Here is a 16684-nt window from a genome sequence, read left to right as displayed (position 1 = left end):
GCGCAGAGCAGTGATCCGGTCTTTTCAATGCTCTGCCTTCTCAGCCATCTCCGACACCTCATGCGGCTGATACTGCAGATAAGCTAACATCCGCACCTCTCTCCGCCCGCGGCTGACGGTGTCCAGGATCGTCCCGGTCGTCAGGCTTAGCGACGCCAGCAAGATCAGCCCCATGGACAGGATCGCTGTCGGCAAGCGAGGCACGAATCCCGTTTCCAGGTAGTGCAACACGACTGGGGCCACCAGCACCAGCGCGATCAGTGTCAGCAGGATGCTCAGGCAGCCGAAGAAGAACATCGGCCGTTCATGCCGGATCAGCTTCATGATCAGCTTCAGGATCCGGTAGCCGTCGCGGTACGTGTGCAGCTTGCTTTCCGATCCCTCGGGGCGGCCGCGATACGGGCCTTCGACATGCGAAATCGGCATTGACAATTCGAGCGCGTGGACGGTCAGCTCGGTCTCGATGTCGAAGCCGGACGACAATGCGGGAAACGACTTGACGAAGCGGCGCGAAAAGACCTTGTAGCCCGAGAGCATGTCCTTGACCCGGTTGCCGAAGATCTTGCGTACGACCCCGGTCAGCATGAGGTTGCCGAAACGGTGGCCGCCTCGGTAGGCTGCGTCCTCGGTTTCTTTCCGTATGTAATTGACCAGATCGAAAGGACCGGACATGGCGGTGCGCAGCATGTCGGGCGCGTGTCCGGCCTCGTAGGTATCGTCGCCGTCGACCATGATGTAATAGTCGGCGTCGATGTCCCGGAACATTCTGCGCACCACATGGCCCTTGCCCTGTTGGGACTCGTGCCGTACCACGGCGCCGGCCTGTGCGGCAACGCTCGCGGTCCGATCGCGCGAGTTGTTGTCGTAGACATAGATCGTCGCATCGGGGAGCGCTTGCCGGAAGTCACGGACCACCTTGCCGATGGCGACTTCCTCGTTGTAGCAAGGGATAAGCACTGCGACCTTAGACGGCTTCATTGACGTTTCCTTTCATGCGGAATCTTTTTCATAGTGGATAGTATCAACACGCCAAAAGCGACGAACATGGCAATCCACGCCCAAATCATATGTGGCGGCTCGTAGCGGAAGACGATGGTGCTTTTGCCTTCAGGCAGCGCGATGGCCTGGAAAAGGTCTTTATGTTCCGTAATCGGAGTGAGCGAACCATTGACCTTTGCCGCCCATCCGGGGAAGAACAACTCTCGCCGCAACAACGTGGATGGGGCGGAGCACTCTGTCGTCACGTGCTCCCGATCGTGTGCTGTCACGCGGCACGATCGCTGGAGATCCTCGAAATACGGACTCGGCTGGTTGAGTTCGTACACGGTCATGATCCGGTCCGCGTACACTTGTTTCGCCGCCGGCGCTTTGTCGTCCCGTATTTGCAGGCGAATCTGTAATCCGTAGCCGTTCTGTGGGCCCGTCGGCCCCTCGAGTCGCTGCTCCTGGGCTGGCTCGCGCGTGGCGGCCTTCCACAGTGCGAGCGGCTTGCTGCCGCCGTTACGCGTAAAACGATAGCTGACGATCGAGACGGGGTCTATCCGCAGATCGCGGTTCAGAGGGATCACGAACGTTGCATTGTCGATGGACTCCTTCAAATCGCGCTGTCCGCTCGCGCACGCAGAGTCGACGCAGACTTCCGCTGTCAGGATGCCGTCTGACGTGTTGTTGTAATTGCCGATGGAAACTCCGACCCGATCGATCACGACGGCCTTGTCGGTCAGGCCTGCGGGCAACGTCCCGGCCGCGCTGTTGCCCGGCGACATCTGCAGCGGGGAAACCGATGTCGCGTCCGTCTTGCTCGTGAGGGCCGAGAGGAACGGATTGACACCGGTCGGTGCGACGACATATTTCACGCCGATCCATTCGTAGTTAGAGAGATTCCGGATCAGCTCCTGACTCGGCGTCGGTACGGTCGATCCGGCTGCTCGATAGTTGCCGGTGAATGAGATCGGATCGGCATAGGCGTCGAGATGCGCAGGGACCCAATCGACCCATCGCTTGTTGACAGGCAGGTAGTTATGGTTGATCGCCGCGATGCCGAAGTAGGCCCCGTAGTTCGGTTGCACCGGGCCCAGCGAATAGAAGCGCTGCAGTCCGAGGTTTTCCTGCAGGAAACTTATCGCCTTCATGTCCACATCACCTGAGCGGGGGTTGCTCAATGTAGGAATGAAGAACATGAGTGCGCTGTCGAAAACCAGGATCGCCGCGATCGCCGTGGCCGCCCGGGTCGGCCGGCAGCGCGACAGAACCACGTTGAACGCGCTCACCATGAGAGTGACCCACAAGATGGCGGCCAGCGCCCAATGGCGCAGCGGGGCAACGGGGTAGAGGTGGTGCCGGAGCGACACCGCATAGAACACGCCGGCGAGCACCAGCAGCCCGGAAAGGACCGCGATGTGACGTCGATACGGCGGTTGCTCGTGATCCTGCCCGCGCAGGCTATCGATGGCCTGGGCCGCCAGAATGATGAAGGCGAGCTCCCACGTGGGCACGGCATACCGGAAGAAGGCGGCTTGCGCTACGCCCGGAATCAGGTTCCACAACGCGGTTACCTGCGGTATGCCGAACGACTTGGCAAGCACGGTGAGCAGCCAGATCAGGAGCAGCCAGGTGAGTGCTGTACGTCGCAACATGGCGCCATACAGCCCGGCGATGACAACGATCAGGCTGATATAGCCTCCTATCGACCCCCAAATAGGCCCCAGCGGATCCCATTCTCTCGAATAGGCGAAAATCGGGCCATAAAAATACGGAAAGAACAGACTGGGCAATAGGGCGGCCGGATTCAGCGCAGCATGGGCGAATGCGCCGTCATGCGCGCCAAGCCACGCGTGAGGCAAGAACTCGAAAAAGGCGAGGATTTGCGGCGCGGACAAGGCGAGACCGACGACGCCCCCGAGGGTCAGACGCGAGAGAAACGCTAGCCTGTGACCGCCGGCCTGCCACAAACGCAGCAGGGACCAAGCCAGGGCAAGCAGGCCGTTGAGATACGCGGTTTCTGGAAAGCCTGCGACGAGGCCCATCCACAGCGCTACGGCGAACAATCGCCATCCGCCGCGCGCGCCTAGCACAGCCTTGGCGAACGCGCGCTCGACACCCCACAGCATCCACGGCAGGAAAGGGACGGGCAGCGCCGAGGCATGATCGAACCAAGCCAGAGCGCCATTGAAAGCGAACAGTATGCCGCCTGTCACAGCAGCCAGTCGGCCCAGCCCCAATTGCCGCAACAGGCCGTAGGTGCCCCAGCCCGCCAGGATTTGCAACAGGATGTGCTGCAGCAGCATGCCATTGGGCAACAGCAACATCAATGTCGGAGGAAAGAATGCGGCCGGCTGATATTCAGCAGCGAGCGGCAAACCGACTCCCGAGAAATAGTTCCACCAGGGCACGGTTCCGTTAAGCCAGTTCAGCGCGGCGCGATAGCCGAGAGCCTGCGTGGTGAAGCCGTTATTCGGGTCGATGTATGGGATGCCGGTAGCGCCATGCGTAAAACGCTGCGCTAGCGCGCCGACATACAGCATGGGGTTCGCATCGTAGAGTCCAATCAGTGCGGGCAGCGCCGCGATGACGGGCAACAGGAAAATCAGCAGCAGCGGTGTAGCATCCGTTCTCTGGATACGCCAAATATTCGTCGACAAAAGGATTTCCCCGAATGAACCAGAAACTGCCCGACAATTCGGATCGGGCCATTCAATATCTTATTGATACCGAGGCGCGGCAAGACGTCTCTATCCGTTCTCAGTCGCGCGCGTTCTCTTCCGGGCTGTGAGGGATATGCGTGAGGCAGATCGAATTTTCCGGTGCGCTACATCCGTTCCGATCAGACATTTACCGTTTTTCATGAATCTGATCGCGTAGCCACAACGCCGTTTTTCTCATTCCGGCGTCCAGTGCGATCTCGGGTTTCCAACCCAGTTCCTTCTGAGCCAGCGCGTTATCGAGCACGCTGACTGGGACGTCGAAAGGGCGGCCTGGGCGGTATGTCCGCTCAATTGCGCGTCCGAGAACGGCTTCCATCATGCCAATGATGTCGTTCAAGCTCGTGCCATGCCCAGAGCTGATATTGAAGACGGACTCGCCGCCATCGTATTGAACGGCGCGGGCAAATGCCTCCGCCACATCCGCGATATAGAGATAATCGCGAGTGACCGTGCCGTCTCCCCAGATCTCGATCGCTTGCCCTCTGAGCGCTTTGTCGAGAAAAACGGTGATCGCACCTTGTGCGGTCTCTACGCGCTGCCGTTCTCCATAAGGATTGGCTACGCGCAGGATGTTTGCCTTGATTCCGTATTGATGCTGGTAGAGCAGCAGATATTTTTCGATCGCCAGTTTCGATATTCCGTACGAAACCTTGGGGTTCGTCGGATGCTTCTCGTCGATCGGCAGATAGACAGGATCGCCATACACCGTCCCCCCTGACGAAATGAATACGATCTTGCCGACGCGTTTGGCCACCATGGCATTGAGCAACTGCAGCGTGGCGACGAGGTTGCTCTGCACGTCATAGATGGGGTCGTCATTCGAGCTCTTCGGCAGGGTCGTCGAGACCAGATGGATGACGATGTCGGCGCCGTCGATAGCGTCCGTGACGTCGTGCACGCTGGTGAGATCGCCGGTCAGCCAGCGCACGCTTTCGCCGCTGTCGAATTCACGATAAGGCGCGACGCGCGGGCGCTCGAAAACGCAAATCTCGTGGCCATCTCGCAGCAGGCGATCGACGATCGTCGATCCGATGAAACCGCCACCACCGAAGACAGTGATTCTCATGCCGCTTCCTTATTCTCGTGTGGCGCGGCGTGGCCCAATAGAGGCTCTACCCGAGGGGGCCATGCCAATTTGAAGCCTTCATGGTCCAGGGTCAGATTCGGACTGTAGGCGGGATCATTGTTCAGGGAGTCTCCCCAGTGCGACTGCATGTAGGAGACCTCGCGATTGAAGCGCGCCACTTTTTCCGGATTGTCTTCGCTGCCGCGTGTTGCAGACTCGTGATGGAACAGTTCCGCGTATGGCGTCCATACGTTGCGATAACCGGCATCTCTGACGCGAAGGCAGAAGTCGACATCGTTGAATGCGACTGCCAAGTCGATTTCGTTCAATCCGCCCACTTGCTGGTAGATCGCCTTGCGCACGATCAGGCAAGCGGCGGTCACGGCCGAGAAAGAGCTGATGATGGCGCTGCGGCAAAAATAGCCGTAGCTGTTCCGGGGGAGGAACTTGTGTGCGTGGTTTGCCACGCCGCCGAGGCCGGTGACGACTCCGGCGTGCTGGATTCTTTCATCCGGGTATAGCAGTTTCGCCCCGACCGCGCCCACGCCCGGCTGGATGGCCAACGACACCATTTCGTCGAGCCACGTTTCGGTAATTACCTCGATGTCGTTGTTGATCAGGCCGACGATTTCTCCGTTCGCACTCGAAATCGCCATATTGTTGAGCGCCGAGTAATTGAACGGGCGGTCGTCACGTATCACCCTGATGTTTTCAGTGTTGCTTAGACTGCGCAGATAATCGAGCGTAGCCTTTTCGTCAGACCCATTATCGATGACGATGATTTCATACGGCGAATAAGCCGTCTTTTTCAAAATGCTGTCGATACACTGCCTTAGCAGTTTGACGCCATTGCGCGTAGGGATGATCAGGCTGACGAGCGGCCGCTGTTCGGGAAGGCGGTAGCGGGCGCGATATCCGCGTGGCACGGCTTCCGCGCTGCCGTCGATTCCCTGCCGCGCAAAATGCTCGTTCAGCGCCCGTTCGCCGGCCAGCAACGCATAGGGCTTGGCTTCCCCCGACGCCGAGGTGCTGGCTGCATGCACCCGCCAGTGATAGAGAACACGGGGGATGTGGACGATCGCTTCCGTTCCGATACGCTCCAGGCAGCGCAGGGCGAGGTCATAATCCTGCGACCCTTCGAAACCGACGCGGAACCCGCCGATTTCATCGAGCAGGCGCTTCTGGTAGACGCCGAGATGGGAGATCATGTTTTGCGAATAGAACAAATCGATGTTCATCTCGCATTTGAAATAGGGTGCTTGGCGCTTTCCTTTCGAATCGATCTTGTCTTCGTCGGAATAGAACAGGCGGGCATCGGGGCGGCGAATGATTTCTTTCGCCACGAAATAGAGCGCATGCTGCGCAAGGACGTCGTCGTGATCGAGGAGCGCAACCCAGTCAGACGTCGCCAGCGCTAGTGCGCTGTTCGATGCCGCCGAGATATGGCCATTCTCGTTACGGAAAACGACGCGGATACGCGCGTCTTCTTGCGCGTATCGCTCGAGTAGCGGGCGAATCTCCTTGCTCGTGGAGGCGTCGTCCGCAATGCAGAGCTCCCAGTGCGGATAGATTTGATTCCGGACGGAGTCGATGGCTTCGGCCAGCCATATCGGATCGGCATTGTAGGTCGGCATGACCACGGCGATGCGCGGCAACGCAGCCATGGTCGCGATATCGGCCCTCAGCTGGTTGATCGTTTCCTCGTCTAGGCGGTCGTATTGCTCTATCCACTCGGAATAGCCGTAGCTGGGGGGCAGGAGATTCCCAGCGCGCCATCTCAGTCCGGCCAACCCTTCCCGTCTGAAGATGCCCGCGCTTTTCTTCAGCAGTGGATATACGCCATCGCGCCGGATGAGGCCAATAAGCCTGATGGCAATATCGGTGTATTTCTTCATACTGAACAGAGGTATTTTCTTGGGTGGTCGGAATTTAAATCAATACGATGCACTCCGCTGTCGCGGAGAAATCTGATGCTGGCTCATATGCCTGTCTCGCATTCGACATCGAGCGATGAGCGCTTATTTTCAAGTATTTATGCGCAATTTATCAGCTGAATCGCGAATCTCGAGGCGCCGAAGGAACCGGCTCGTCCACCGGACCGGTTGAAATGCGCATTCAGCAGATAAAGAACGATTCTGTTGACGACGAAGCTGATTGTACCGATTGCTCCGGGTGCGATGATTTCCGAGAAAAAAGCCGTCGAGAAAAAGAGTCATATGCAATTGCCTTGGTGGGGATGTTGACGGCCACCTCCGTTCGCGCGAAGAACGCCTTCCTCTTCCATGTTCGCAAGTCTGTCGTGTGGCGTATGGTACATGAATCGGACAGTCGAAGACGAGGGGGGGGGGCGGACACGGGCGCTGATCTTGCCTTCACTTTCTTTCGTTGTTCGCCGTGGCGATCCGGCAAACGTGGGAGGTAGGCCCCGGTCTTGCGCAGATGTGCGGGGGTAACGGCTGCGATCGAGCGGGTTCTGGGGGCGGTGAAGGTCGGATGCAACGCATCCACCGTCTTTGAGAGCCAGCGGGCGGAAGAGATGGGTTAGTATGGCGGGTGCGTCAACTTCGAGTCGCGTCCGTCGGCGGGCTTCTGGCTACACCTCGGTCGGCTCCTGATTTTATGAGTCGGAAAATCGGGGCCATATTTGTCAACATAGAAGGAAATTTCGCGCAGTGCCAATTCTCACGCAACGGAAGAATCCGCAGCTAAACGGGGTGTCAAAGCTCGCGATCACCTATGCGGCTCTCGCGGCGATAGCAACGGTGGTCAATATTGCCGCGCAAGACATATCGCTTCGCCTATATTCCGGCGCCTTTTCTATTTTTGCATCGGTCGCGGTAGGAACTATTGCCGGTCTGGCTGCAAAATATGTGCTGGATAAAAAATATATTTTCTCCTTTAAGCCGAGAAGTGCCGCTCACGATGTGCAAACGTTCATTGCCTATGCGGCAATGGGCCTTGTTACTACTGCGATCTTCTGGTCTTTTGAATTCGGCTTTGATCAGATTTTTCACACAAAAGAGGCGCGATTTTTGGGCGCTGTTATTGGCTTGGCGATCGGGTATGTTTCGAAATATATGCTCGACCGTAAATTCGTGTTTGGGGGCGCCAAGTCAGAGCAATGAGACTCTTACGGGTTCGGGGTTGGAGCGAAAGGCAGGCCGCGCAGCGTTAGCCCGCCCCTATAAGCGGGTTGCACCCAGGTATTCTGTGGGGCGGCCCAGCCTAGTAACCGGGCTTTGGCAAGTGCGCGATGCGTCGACGTGACCTGCAGGCGGTAGACGTGAAGGAAAGATTACGTCAGGAATGCTCGGCGGGTCGCGGGACTTGGCCGGATAGAATGGCGGCAGACCAGCATCGATGCGGCTAGTGTGCCGACGTCCCAAGGGCGTCTGGGGTGAAAGAGGGTGGCCCGCCTCGCTGCTTCCTACGGGTTCGACAAGTTCTGTATTACCTAACGTATTCATCATTCGCTAGATTTTATATGGCCATACTTCTTGGTGTCCGTAATTCTGTTGAGGGATATACGGGGTGCTTGAAAAATAATAGGAATGTTGTTTTTCTGGTTGTTTCCGTCTTTCTTTCGCTTTACCTGCTTTCTCTGGTCAATCCATTTACCATCCCGACGATCGATGATAGCGCGATCGTGATGCGCTATTTGAGAAATTTTCAGGCGGGGCATTTTTTTTCATATAATGTCGGAGACGGTCCCGTATACGGCGTGAGCGGCTTCATCTATGGGCTTGCTGCGGGAATCTTGTGTTGGATCGGGCTGGACCCTCAACCTTCGATCATGATCATATCGCTCTTCGGGGCGATCGGCATGTTTTACTGCTTGCTCCGCATCGCTTACCACGCGTCGCAATCTGTCGTTCTTTCCATCATCGGCGTTCTTGTAGTTTATTTTAGCTCGTCATATTTGCCGGGGACGCTGTATCTCGGCCTTGAAGTGTCGGTGAATTTGTGGCTCGTCTTCGCCTGCTTCCTGTATTTCTTCGAAAAGAAGTCGGTGCCGTTTTACATTTGCGGTGTCTTGGCGATCGTATCGAAGCTCGACACCTTGTCGCTCGTCGCTGGATTGCTTTTCTTGCAGCTGCTTCGTGCCTTTCTCGAAGGCCAAGTCAAAAGCCAGATAAGGTTGCTGTTTTTCTTTTTCATTGTCCCGCTTCTTGCGTGGATCGCATTTAGTACGGCGGTTTTCGGATCCCCGTTGCCCGAAAGCTTCCTGTCGAAGTTTTATTTCCGCCAGAAGGCACCGCGTACGTCGTGGTTTCCATTCTTCGAGCCGATGGTTGCAAGTCGCGAGCAGCGAATCAGTGTCGCGCTCATGGGAGTCGCGATGCTGGCAACGCCGGTCATTGCGTTCTTGCGGCGCAAGCTATTTTTGCCGTCGCTTGTGATGGCCGCTGCCGCGATTGGCACGCTCTTTCTTTATTTTGTGTACAACCCGGGCGAAAAAATGCCCTGGTATTACCCCCTTCCGGAATTACTGATGCTTCTGGCGGCGGGGCTTAGCATTTTCGATGCTTTCAGTATTCCGCGAAACCTGCTGCGGTTCGCTTTTTCCGCGGTTTCGATCTGCCTTGCAGCCGGCATCCTGATGTATCGCCTGCCGATGAATCACGATGCACCGATCAACTCAAGGTATTGGCAGATCGTGTACGAGTCCGAGCGTCGAGAGTCTGGAGTTCTGGCGAATGCCGTTGCGCCGAAAGATCATCCAGTGCTCTGGACCGGGCATGGATATCCGGCGTATATGTTCAACGGATATGTCGCGGACTATTCGGGACTTAACACCAAGTCGATCTGGGTGGCCAGTCGTGCTGTGAAGGCCGATTTGCCCGAGGCCCGCCAGTTCTTCGAGCAACTCGGGATCGCAGGCGCTCCTCCGCAATACAAAGCGGAGATGTACCTGATCAAAATGTATGACGCGAATGTCTTCATGCTGCATGGTCTGTTTCCGGCAAGCGTCCAGAAAGCCCTGAAGCTGCGGCTCGCCGGATCGCTTTACACGATCGACCTTGTCGGCGCGCCGGCGTTCCGGGTGTTCGTCAAGGACCCGGAGCAGGCAAGAGTCGTGCATAGCGTGCCGATCAAGGACGTGCAGGGGATTGGACGGGATTCGAAGTCGGGCGATCTCTATGTGGCTGCCAAGACTGTTTCCGTTCCCGCTTCGCCTCGCGCTGGTCGCTTCCTGTTCGGGATCAAGATCACGCCGCAAGATCAGGACATCATCGTCGAAAGCGATGGCGGGGCGCTTGTTGGCCGCTGCCATGTTGCAAAAATCGCGGATCCGCGTTTTCCGGACGGGGTCCGGCCATGTGACATTGCACTCGGCGACGGGCCGGGTGTTCAGCATCTCATCGTGCGCGACGAAAGCGGGGAACCTATCACGCTCTATGAGCCCGCGTTCGAGGACGCGGGTCAGATGTAACAACGAGTGAGACTGAGAGCCGTCTGCATGGGATCTGCCTATGTGGTCGGCTGGATCCGCGCGATGTGCCGTGCGTATAGCGAGAAGATCTCGTGGGTGGGCACAGGGGGACGGATTGAACGGGGGCGAATCAGCGCGCTGAGCGGCGCCGATCTCGCCGCACGTGTCTTAGAGCGACATTCGTTTGAACACAGGCTTTGGCACGGACCGGATGATCAGCATGATCAGTGACCAGAACCAGGGCGTGTAGATAACGTCCTTTCGCTTTTCGATGGCGCGCAAGATGTCGCTTGCGACTTTTTCCGGCGTCGAGACAAGCGGTCCGGGCAAAGGTAGGCCGGCAGTCATCGGCGTTGCCACGAAACCTGGCTTGATCGTCAGTACGTGAACGCCTGCCTTGAAGAGGCGGGCGTTCATCCCTTCGCAGAATGCTGAAAGCGCGGCTTTCGCACTGCCGTAAAGATAATTGGATGGCCGGCCGCGATCCGCCGCTACGGACGAGATGACCGCGAGCGTGCCGCGCTTCTGCGCCTCGAGCATGTTGGCTATCGGCGTGAGCAGGGCGATCACGGACGTTACATTCGTATTGAACTCTCGGATCGCGACGTCGGGATTTGACTGGCATTCGCTTTGGTCGGGCAAGGTGCCCGGGGCGACCAGTACGACATCGAGGGTGCCGAGTTCGGACGCGCATCGCTCGAGCATCGCCGAGTGCCGATCAAGGCTATTGACGTCGAGCTGGCAGCAGGTGGCGAGATCGGCGCCGCGAGCCTTCAAGTCGGCCGCAACTTGCTCCAATCGTTCCCCATTGCGGGCAACCAGAAAGAACCGGGCGCCTTCCTTTGCCCATTGCCGCGCACAGGCCATAGCAATGGCGGACGTGGCGCCGACGATAAGAATGTTTTTCATGTTCGAGTGGTCCGTTCCCAGAAGCGGGACATCATGGCGGGATCGCGCAGCGCTTCGAGTTGCTGCCAGTTGGGATAAGCGGCGCGAAAATCCGCGCCCGACATATGAGCGTCCTTGGCCGGATAGAGGCGGCCATCCGCCTCGCGCACGATCGAATCGATCTTTGCGAAAAGGCGGGCATTCACCGCATCACGTTGCGGAAAGTCGAGCGCGAGCGAGGTGCCTTCGATTGGGAATGACAGCAGGCCCGGTGACGAGATGTCGCCGCAGCGTTTGAGCACTGCGAGAAACGAGCCGGTGCCGCTCGCTGCAATGGCATCGAGAATCGAACGTGTCGCGTCTCGCGCCGTCCCGGTTGGCACGACACACTGATACTGCTGAAAGCCCGCGCGGCCATAGATGCGATTCCATTCGAGCAGGCTGTCGAGCGGATAGAAATAGGCGTCGTAGCTGACTCGCGAGCGCATTTCGGCGAGGCGATGACGCTGGTAATACAGCTCATTGAACGCGCGCAGCGTGACACGATTGAACAACGGGACGGGAGGCGTGAAGGGGACCGTACGTTTCTTGCGCTGGTCTACTTCCAGTGGTCCATCGCCGGCATGGTCGCCGACCATGAAGATGCCGCGTCCAAGCGCGGCACCTCTGCTTTGACAATCCACCCATGCGACGCTGTATTCGTGGAGCGTGTCAAGTCGCTCGGAGAGTGCAAAAAATTCGTCGAGGTTCGAAAAGCGGATGCTTGTCACGTCGATCAGGCTGGAGCTGATCGGCATCAGCTGAATTTCAACCCAGGTGATGAGGCCCGTGAGTCCAAGGCCGCCAATCGTTGCGGCAAACAGTTCGGGCTCGGAATCGGGCGCGCACTCGAAAGACGCGCCGTCGCTACGTTCGAGGCCGAGGCGACGCACGTGTCTTCCGAACGTGCCCCGTACATGATGATTCTTTCCGTGGACATCGTTCGCGACTGCGCCGCCCAGCGTGACGTATTTGGTTCCGGGCGTGACGGGCAGCATCCAGCCGCGGGGTATGGCGACTTCAAGCACTTGCTCGAGTGTCGCGCCGGCTTCGGCGCGAAGTACACCACTTTCCCAGTTGGCCGCAATCAGGCGGTCCAACGGTCGAATGTGGATAACCTGGCCGGATGCGGCAAGGCAACTGTCGCCATAGCTTCGTCCGTTGCCGAACGCGAGCGTGGTGCCCTTTTCGCGCATTGCTTCGCGCCATGTTGCATGTGTGGCGTCACGCCAGGCAACGGCATGCGTCTTCTGCGGGGCATACGGATAGCGTCCCCATGACAGCACGGTACTCATAGCCTAGATGGCTACCCAAAAGACAAGAGCACACAGTGCCACAACTGCAAGACTGATTTTGTCGCGTGCGGCAAAGACAATAGGGTCGTCGTGCATCAAGCCGCGATGCGCAATTATCCAGGTGCGGCTGATCCAGTAAAGCAGCAGCGGGCATGCAAGCCAGATGAAGCGCGGATGGCGATACAAGATCGCTGTCTTCGGGTCCTGAATGTATAGCGCGAGAACCAGCACGGCCAGATAACCCGAAGCGGTGCCGAGTGACGAGATCAGCGGCAGGTCGCTGGCGACGTAGCCGCGTCCGCGACTCTTGACGAGGCCCCGCTCCTTCATCGCGTGCAATTCGGCATAGCGCTTGACCAGTGCGAGGCTCAGGAAGATGAACATCGAGAATGCGAGCAGCCAGAACGTCAATTGCACGCCAACGGCAGCTGCGCCTGCGATGATGCGTGTCGTATAGAGCGACGCCAGAACGACGACGTCGACCATGACCCGGCGCTTGAGGTGCATCGAATACGCAAGCGTCAGAACATAGTAGCCGGCGAGTACCGCACCGAACCGCCACGGCAGGAGCACCCATGCGATGGAAAACGCGACTGTCAGCAGGATCGGAAATAGGGCGATCCCCAAACTGAGCGGCAATGCACCGGACGCAAACGGGCGTTTGCGTTTTACCGGGTGGTGACGATCGTCCTCGAGATCGAGAAGATCATTGAGCAGATACACGCTCGACGCACAGAGTCCGAAAGCCAGGAACGCCAGTAACCCTGCGAGCACATGTTCGGGCGAGCTCAGCATGTGTCCCGCCAACAGCGGCAAGAAGATCAGCAGGTTCTTCAGCCACTGGTGCAGTCGCAGCGACTTGCTCCAGGTTTTCAGCGTCGCCGGTCGTGATTCGATCACACGCTCGACATTGCCGATCTTCTGCGCGGCCCGTTCGACGCCGTTATGCGGATTGACGACGTAGGCGCGATTGGCGGAGCGCCACACGGCGATGTCGTCGTGCGAATTGCCCGCGTAATCGAAGCCCTTTTCTCCATATTCTGCAACGAGCCGATCGCGCTTGTTGCTGGAAGACAGATTGGTGCCTGCATCCGTTGCGAACGTCCTGTCGAAGAGATCCAGATGGGAGGCGATCGCCTGCGCATAACGCTCGTGGCTGGCAGTGGCCAGCACCAGGTGGCGTCCCGCTTTCCGCTCCGCCGTCAGCCATTCGAGGACCACGGGGTCGTAAGGCAGAACGGAGACGTCGAGGTTCGTCGTGTCGGCGAGGCCGGCTTTCAATGCCGGTTTGCCACCGCGCAAGAGCCAAAGCAGAGGCTTGTAGAACCGATGGGGCTTGGACTTGAGAAAGGCAAACCCCGACTCGATCAAAACGTCCGAACGGATCAAAGTGCCATCGAGATCGACAACGAGTGGTCTGCTGAGCATTCAACCAGCCCGGAAGGGCGAATAGTAGTTTCGGTACCCGGGACGTGTTTGCAGAAGAGCGAGTCCCGGTGAGCCCGTCGCCGGGCAATTTTGAGAGGAGGTAGTTTACTATTTTCCTCGTTCTTTGTACAAACCTGTATATAGCCGACGTTTCTTGCGGTTTCTATCCAGGCAAGCGGCTTGGCGGGGCCGCCGACCGATGTGGCACTGAATCCAAGCGGCGATGATGTGATCGGCGTGTGGCAGCGGCGCTATGCGGCAGCCTAAACCGATGGGCGCAAGTTCTTGAACAAAAGCGTGCGCGATGTCATGAGGTTGACAAACATGCCGGCGATGCTGCCGGCCGCAACACCGATAATCGGGGCTTCCGCCGCGACGGCATATTTCGAAACCATAAGGGCGTACACCGTATAATTCACTGCGCCGCCAATTATCATGAGCGCGAAATAGGCGGCAAACTCATATTTGGCGTCGAGCGACGAGCGCTTGTCCTTGAAAGTCCACTTCCGGTTTATCAGCCAGGTCGTGAATGCCGCCGCGGCGAACGATGTGGCTCGCCCATAGAACAGGCCAAAATGCGCTTTCAACAGATATAGAACGGTGGTGTCGACAACAAAGCCGATTACGCCGACGATTCCGAAGGTAATAATCTCCCGGAAAAGTGCGATCGAAAAAAAACGTGTCATATCCAAATGCCTGGAGGAGAATGCCGACGGTCGCCATTCTTCATATGATATGGAGTGCGCCTTTCTCTTCTTGGCCGCAAGCCCGTCGTGCCGGCAATGTTACATGAACCGGACGACTGGCGGCCAAGACCTCGAGGCCCGCACCGCAAAGATGGCCGTGGCCTCGATGCGGAAATTTGGGAAGTGATGCCGCCATCATGACGGCGATTGGCGAGCCGGAGCCTATGCGCTGTTCGATTTCGGTAGAATTGCCGTTCATCGAACACGCAAGAATACCGCCTGATTGGGCGATCATCATTGACAAGAGTGCCGCTTCGGACGGCATCGCAAGTTTCCCTATGAACGCTACCCGCGCGCCGATTGGCGAAACCCATGGCTTGTCCGTTTCCGTCGTGGTGTACCAGCCGGATTCGGCACTCCTCGTGCGCACGCTGGAAAGCCTGGCCGCCGCATCCGCGGCAGTCCGTGCCGCGTACCCCGATTTCGCCGTTAGCCTCTGCCTCGTCGACAATGGCGGGCTGCCGGACCTCTCCGCGGAACTCGCGGCGCTCGGCGAGCATGGGCTCGCGAGCTCGGTCATCTCGGGCCATGGCAACGTCGGCTATGGCTGCGGCCACAACCTGGCGATCGGGAAGGCCGCCAGCCGCTATCACCTCGTACTGAATCCCGATATCGACCTCGATGAGCACGCCCTCGTTGCGGCGCTCGACTTCTTTGCGCAGCATCCGGACGTCGGTCTCCTGAGCCCCCGCATCGGCGACGACGAAGGCCGGCTGCAGTACCTGTGCCGCCGCTATCCCACCGTGCTCGACCTATTCGTGCGAGGCTTCCTGCCATCTACGATGCGGCGGTTTTTCGCGCGCCGGCTGGCGCGCTACGAGATGCGTGACGTCATCAACGAGCGCGACGTCGTCTGGGACCCGCCGATCGTCAGCGGCTGCTTCATGCTGTTTCGCACCGACGTGCTGAAAAGGCTCGCGGGTTTCGACGACCGCTACTTCCTGTACTTCGAGGACTACGACTTGAGCCTGCGCACGCACGACACCGCGCGCATCGCCTATGCCCCGTCGGTGCGGGTGCTGCATCACGGCGGCGGCGCGGCGCGCAAGGGGCACGCCCACATCAGGATGTTCTCCGCGTCGGCGTTCAAGTTCTTCAACCGGTTTGGCTGGAAATGGGTATGAGCCGCGTCCTGATCACGGGCGCCAACGGTTTCGTCGGGCAGGCGCTGTGCCGTGCGCTCGTCCGGCAGGGGCACGCGGTGACCGGCCTCGCGAGGCACGCCGGCGGGTGTATCGAGGGCGTGTCGGAGTGGGTGCAGCAAAGCCAGGACTTCATTGGCCTGGACGCGGCGTGGCGTTCCGGCTTGACAGTCGACTCGGTCGTCCACCTGGCGGCGCGAGTGCACGTCATGGATGATCGCGCGGCCGATCCGTTGGCCGCTTTTCGTGCGACTAACGTCGACGGCGCGCTGCGCGTAGCGCAAGCCGCGCAGCGCAACGGGGCGGCGCGGTTCGTGTTCGTCAGCAGCATCAAGGCGGTTGCGGAAGCCGATTCGGGCCGCGCGTTGCGCGAGGACGATCCGCCGCAGCCGCAGGACCCGTATGGCCACTCGAAGCTCGAAGCCGAGCAGGCGCTCATTCGCTTCGGCGAGGCATCGGGACTCGACGTCGTGATCGTCCGTCCGCCGCTGGTCTACGGTCCGGGCGTGCGCGCCAACTTTCTGCGCCTGATGGAAGCGATTGCGAAAGGCCGGCCCTTGCCGCTTGGGTCGATTTCGGCACGGCGCAGCCTTGTCTATGTCGACAATCTCGCAGATGCGCTGCTGCGCTGCGCGATCGATCCCCGCGCGGCGCACGGCCGTTTCCATGTCGCAGACGGCGACGATCCGACGGTGACCGAACTCGCGCGAGCACTCGGCGAGCATTTGCAGAGGCCGGCGCGGCTCGTTCCGCTGTCGGCAGGCTTGCTGCGCATGGCGGGGCGGCTCACCGGGCGGTCGGCGCAAGTCGAGCGGCTGGTCGGCGACCTGCGCGTCGATATCTCGCGCATTCGTGCTGTGCTGGGCTGGCAGCCGCCGTATTCCGTCGACGAGGGACTGGCCGCCACCGCGCGCTGGTATCGCTCCACGCATTGAGACGACT

13 protein-coding genes are annotated in these 16684 nt (G+C 59.0%); 4 read left to right on the top strand and 9 right to left on the bottom strand.

Annotated elements, in window-relative coordinates; all coding sequences use genetic code 11:
• Positions 1 to 24: 24 nt before the first annotated feature.
• The 4 genes from FAZ69_RS04905 to FAZ69_RS04890 form a co-directional block, all read right to left on the bottom strand.
• The gene (locus tag FAZ69_RS04905) at positions 25 to 978 is read right to left on the bottom strand and encodes a glycosyltransferase family 2 protein (protein ID WP_136892812.1); all 954 of its coding nucleotides are present in this window, start codon (positions 976 to 978) and stop codon (positions 25 to 27) included.
• On the bottom strand, positions 975 to 3641 hold the full coding sequence (locus tag FAZ69_RS04900; RefSeq protein WP_240702111.1) for a YfhO family protein: 2667 nt from the start codon (positions 3639 to 3641) through the stop codon (positions 975 to 977). The genes FAZ69_RS04905 and FAZ69_RS04900 overlap by 4 nt, the downstream gene beginning before the upstream one ends.
• 190 nt (positions 3642 to 3831) lie before the next feature.
• Entirely contained in the window at positions 3832 to 4770 is a 939-nt protein-coding gene (locus FAZ69_RS04895) for an NAD-dependent epimerase/dehydratase family protein (RefSeq protein ID WP_136892811.1), read from the bottom strand.
• Complete coding sequence (locus tag FAZ69_RS04890) at positions 4767 to 6665, bottom strand: glycosyltransferase family 2 protein (RefSeq protein ID WP_136892810.1); 1899 nt, start codon at positions 6663 to 6665, stop codon at positions 4767 to 4769. The genes FAZ69_RS04895 and FAZ69_RS04890 overlap by 4 nt, the downstream gene beginning before the upstream one ends.
• A gap of 777 nt (positions 6666 to 7442) precedes the next feature.
• On the opposite strand from FAZ69_RS04890, the gene FAZ69_RS04885 reads away from it, so the two are divergent.
• Positions 7443 to 7895 carry a GtrA family protein gene (locus FAZ69_RS04885; protein WP_240702110.1) on the top strand — a complete coding sequence of 151 codons (453 nt, stop codon included), beginning with the start codon at positions 7443 to 7445 and terminating at the stop codon, positions 7893 to 7895.
• A 359-nt stretch (positions 7896 to 8254) separates the two neighbouring features.
• Positions 8255 to 10204: a hypothetical protein gene (locus FAZ69_RS04880; protein ID WP_136892809.1), complete on the top strand. Its 1950-nt coding sequence runs from the start codon at positions 8255 to 8257 to the stop codon at positions 10202 to 10204.
• Positions 10205 to 10372: 168 nt separating this feature from the next.
• On the opposite strand, the gene FAZ69_RS04875 is transcribed toward FAZ69_RS04880, so the two are convergent.
• The 5 genes from FAZ69_RS04875 to FAZ69_RS04855 all read right to left on the bottom strand — a co-directional run bounded on the left by FAZ69_RS04875 (position 10373) and on the right by FAZ69_RS04855 (position 14865).
• On the bottom strand, positions 10373 to 11113 hold the full coding sequence (locus FAZ69_RS04875) for an SDR family oxidoreductase (RefSeq protein ID WP_136892808.1): 741 nt from the start codon (positions 11111 to 11113) through the stop codon (positions 10373 to 10375).
• The gene (locus FAZ69_RS04870; protein WP_136892807.1) at positions 11110 to 12426 is read right to left on the bottom strand and encodes an FAD-binding oxidoreductase; all 1317 of its coding nucleotides are present in this window, start codon (positions 12424 to 12426) and stop codon (positions 11110 to 11112) included. The genes FAZ69_RS04875 and FAZ69_RS04870 overlap by 4 nt, the downstream gene beginning before the upstream one ends.
• A gap of 3 nt (positions 12427 to 12429) precedes the next feature.
• A complete protein-coding gene (locus FAZ69_RS04865; protein ID WP_136892806.1) occupies positions 12430 to 13854 on the bottom strand; it encodes a UbiA family prenyltransferase in 1425 nt (474 codons plus the stop codon).
• Between the two features lie 263 nt (positions 13855 to 14117).
• On the bottom strand, positions 14118 to 14540 hold the full coding sequence (locus tag FAZ69_RS04860) for a GtrA family protein (protein ID WP_136892805.1): 423 nt from the start codon (positions 14538 to 14540) through the stop codon (positions 14118 to 14120).
• Between the two features lie 40 nt (positions 14541 to 14580).
• Positions 14581 to 14865, bottom strand: a complete 285-nt coding sequence (locus FAZ69_RS04855; RefSeq protein ID WP_136892804.1) for a hypothetical protein — start codon at positions 14863 to 14865, stop codon at positions 14581 to 14583.
• A 13-nt stretch (positions 14866 to 14878) separates the two neighbouring features.
• On the opposite strand from FAZ69_RS04855, the gene FAZ69_RS04850 reads away from it, so the two are divergent.
• A complete protein-coding gene (locus FAZ69_RS04850; RefSeq protein ID WP_136892803.1) occupies positions 14879 to 15724 on the top strand; it encodes a glycosyltransferase family 2 protein in 846 nt (281 codons plus the stop codon).
• Positions 15721 to 16677: a UDP-glucose 4-epimerase family protein gene (locus FAZ69_RS04845; protein ID WP_136892802.1), complete on the top strand. Its 957-nt coding sequence runs from the start codon at positions 15721 to 15723 to the stop codon at positions 16675 to 16677. The genes FAZ69_RS04850 and FAZ69_RS04845 overlap by 4 nt, the downstream gene beginning before the upstream one ends.
• Positions 16678 to 16684: the final 7 nt, after the last annotated feature.

Source organism: Trinickia terrae (assembly GCF_005144415.1).
Classification (GTDB): Bacteria; Pseudomonadota; Gammaproteobacteria; order Burkholderiales; family Burkholderiaceae; genus Trinickia_A; species Trinickia_A terrae.
This window is presented reverse-complemented; position numbering and strand designations above follow the sequence as displayed.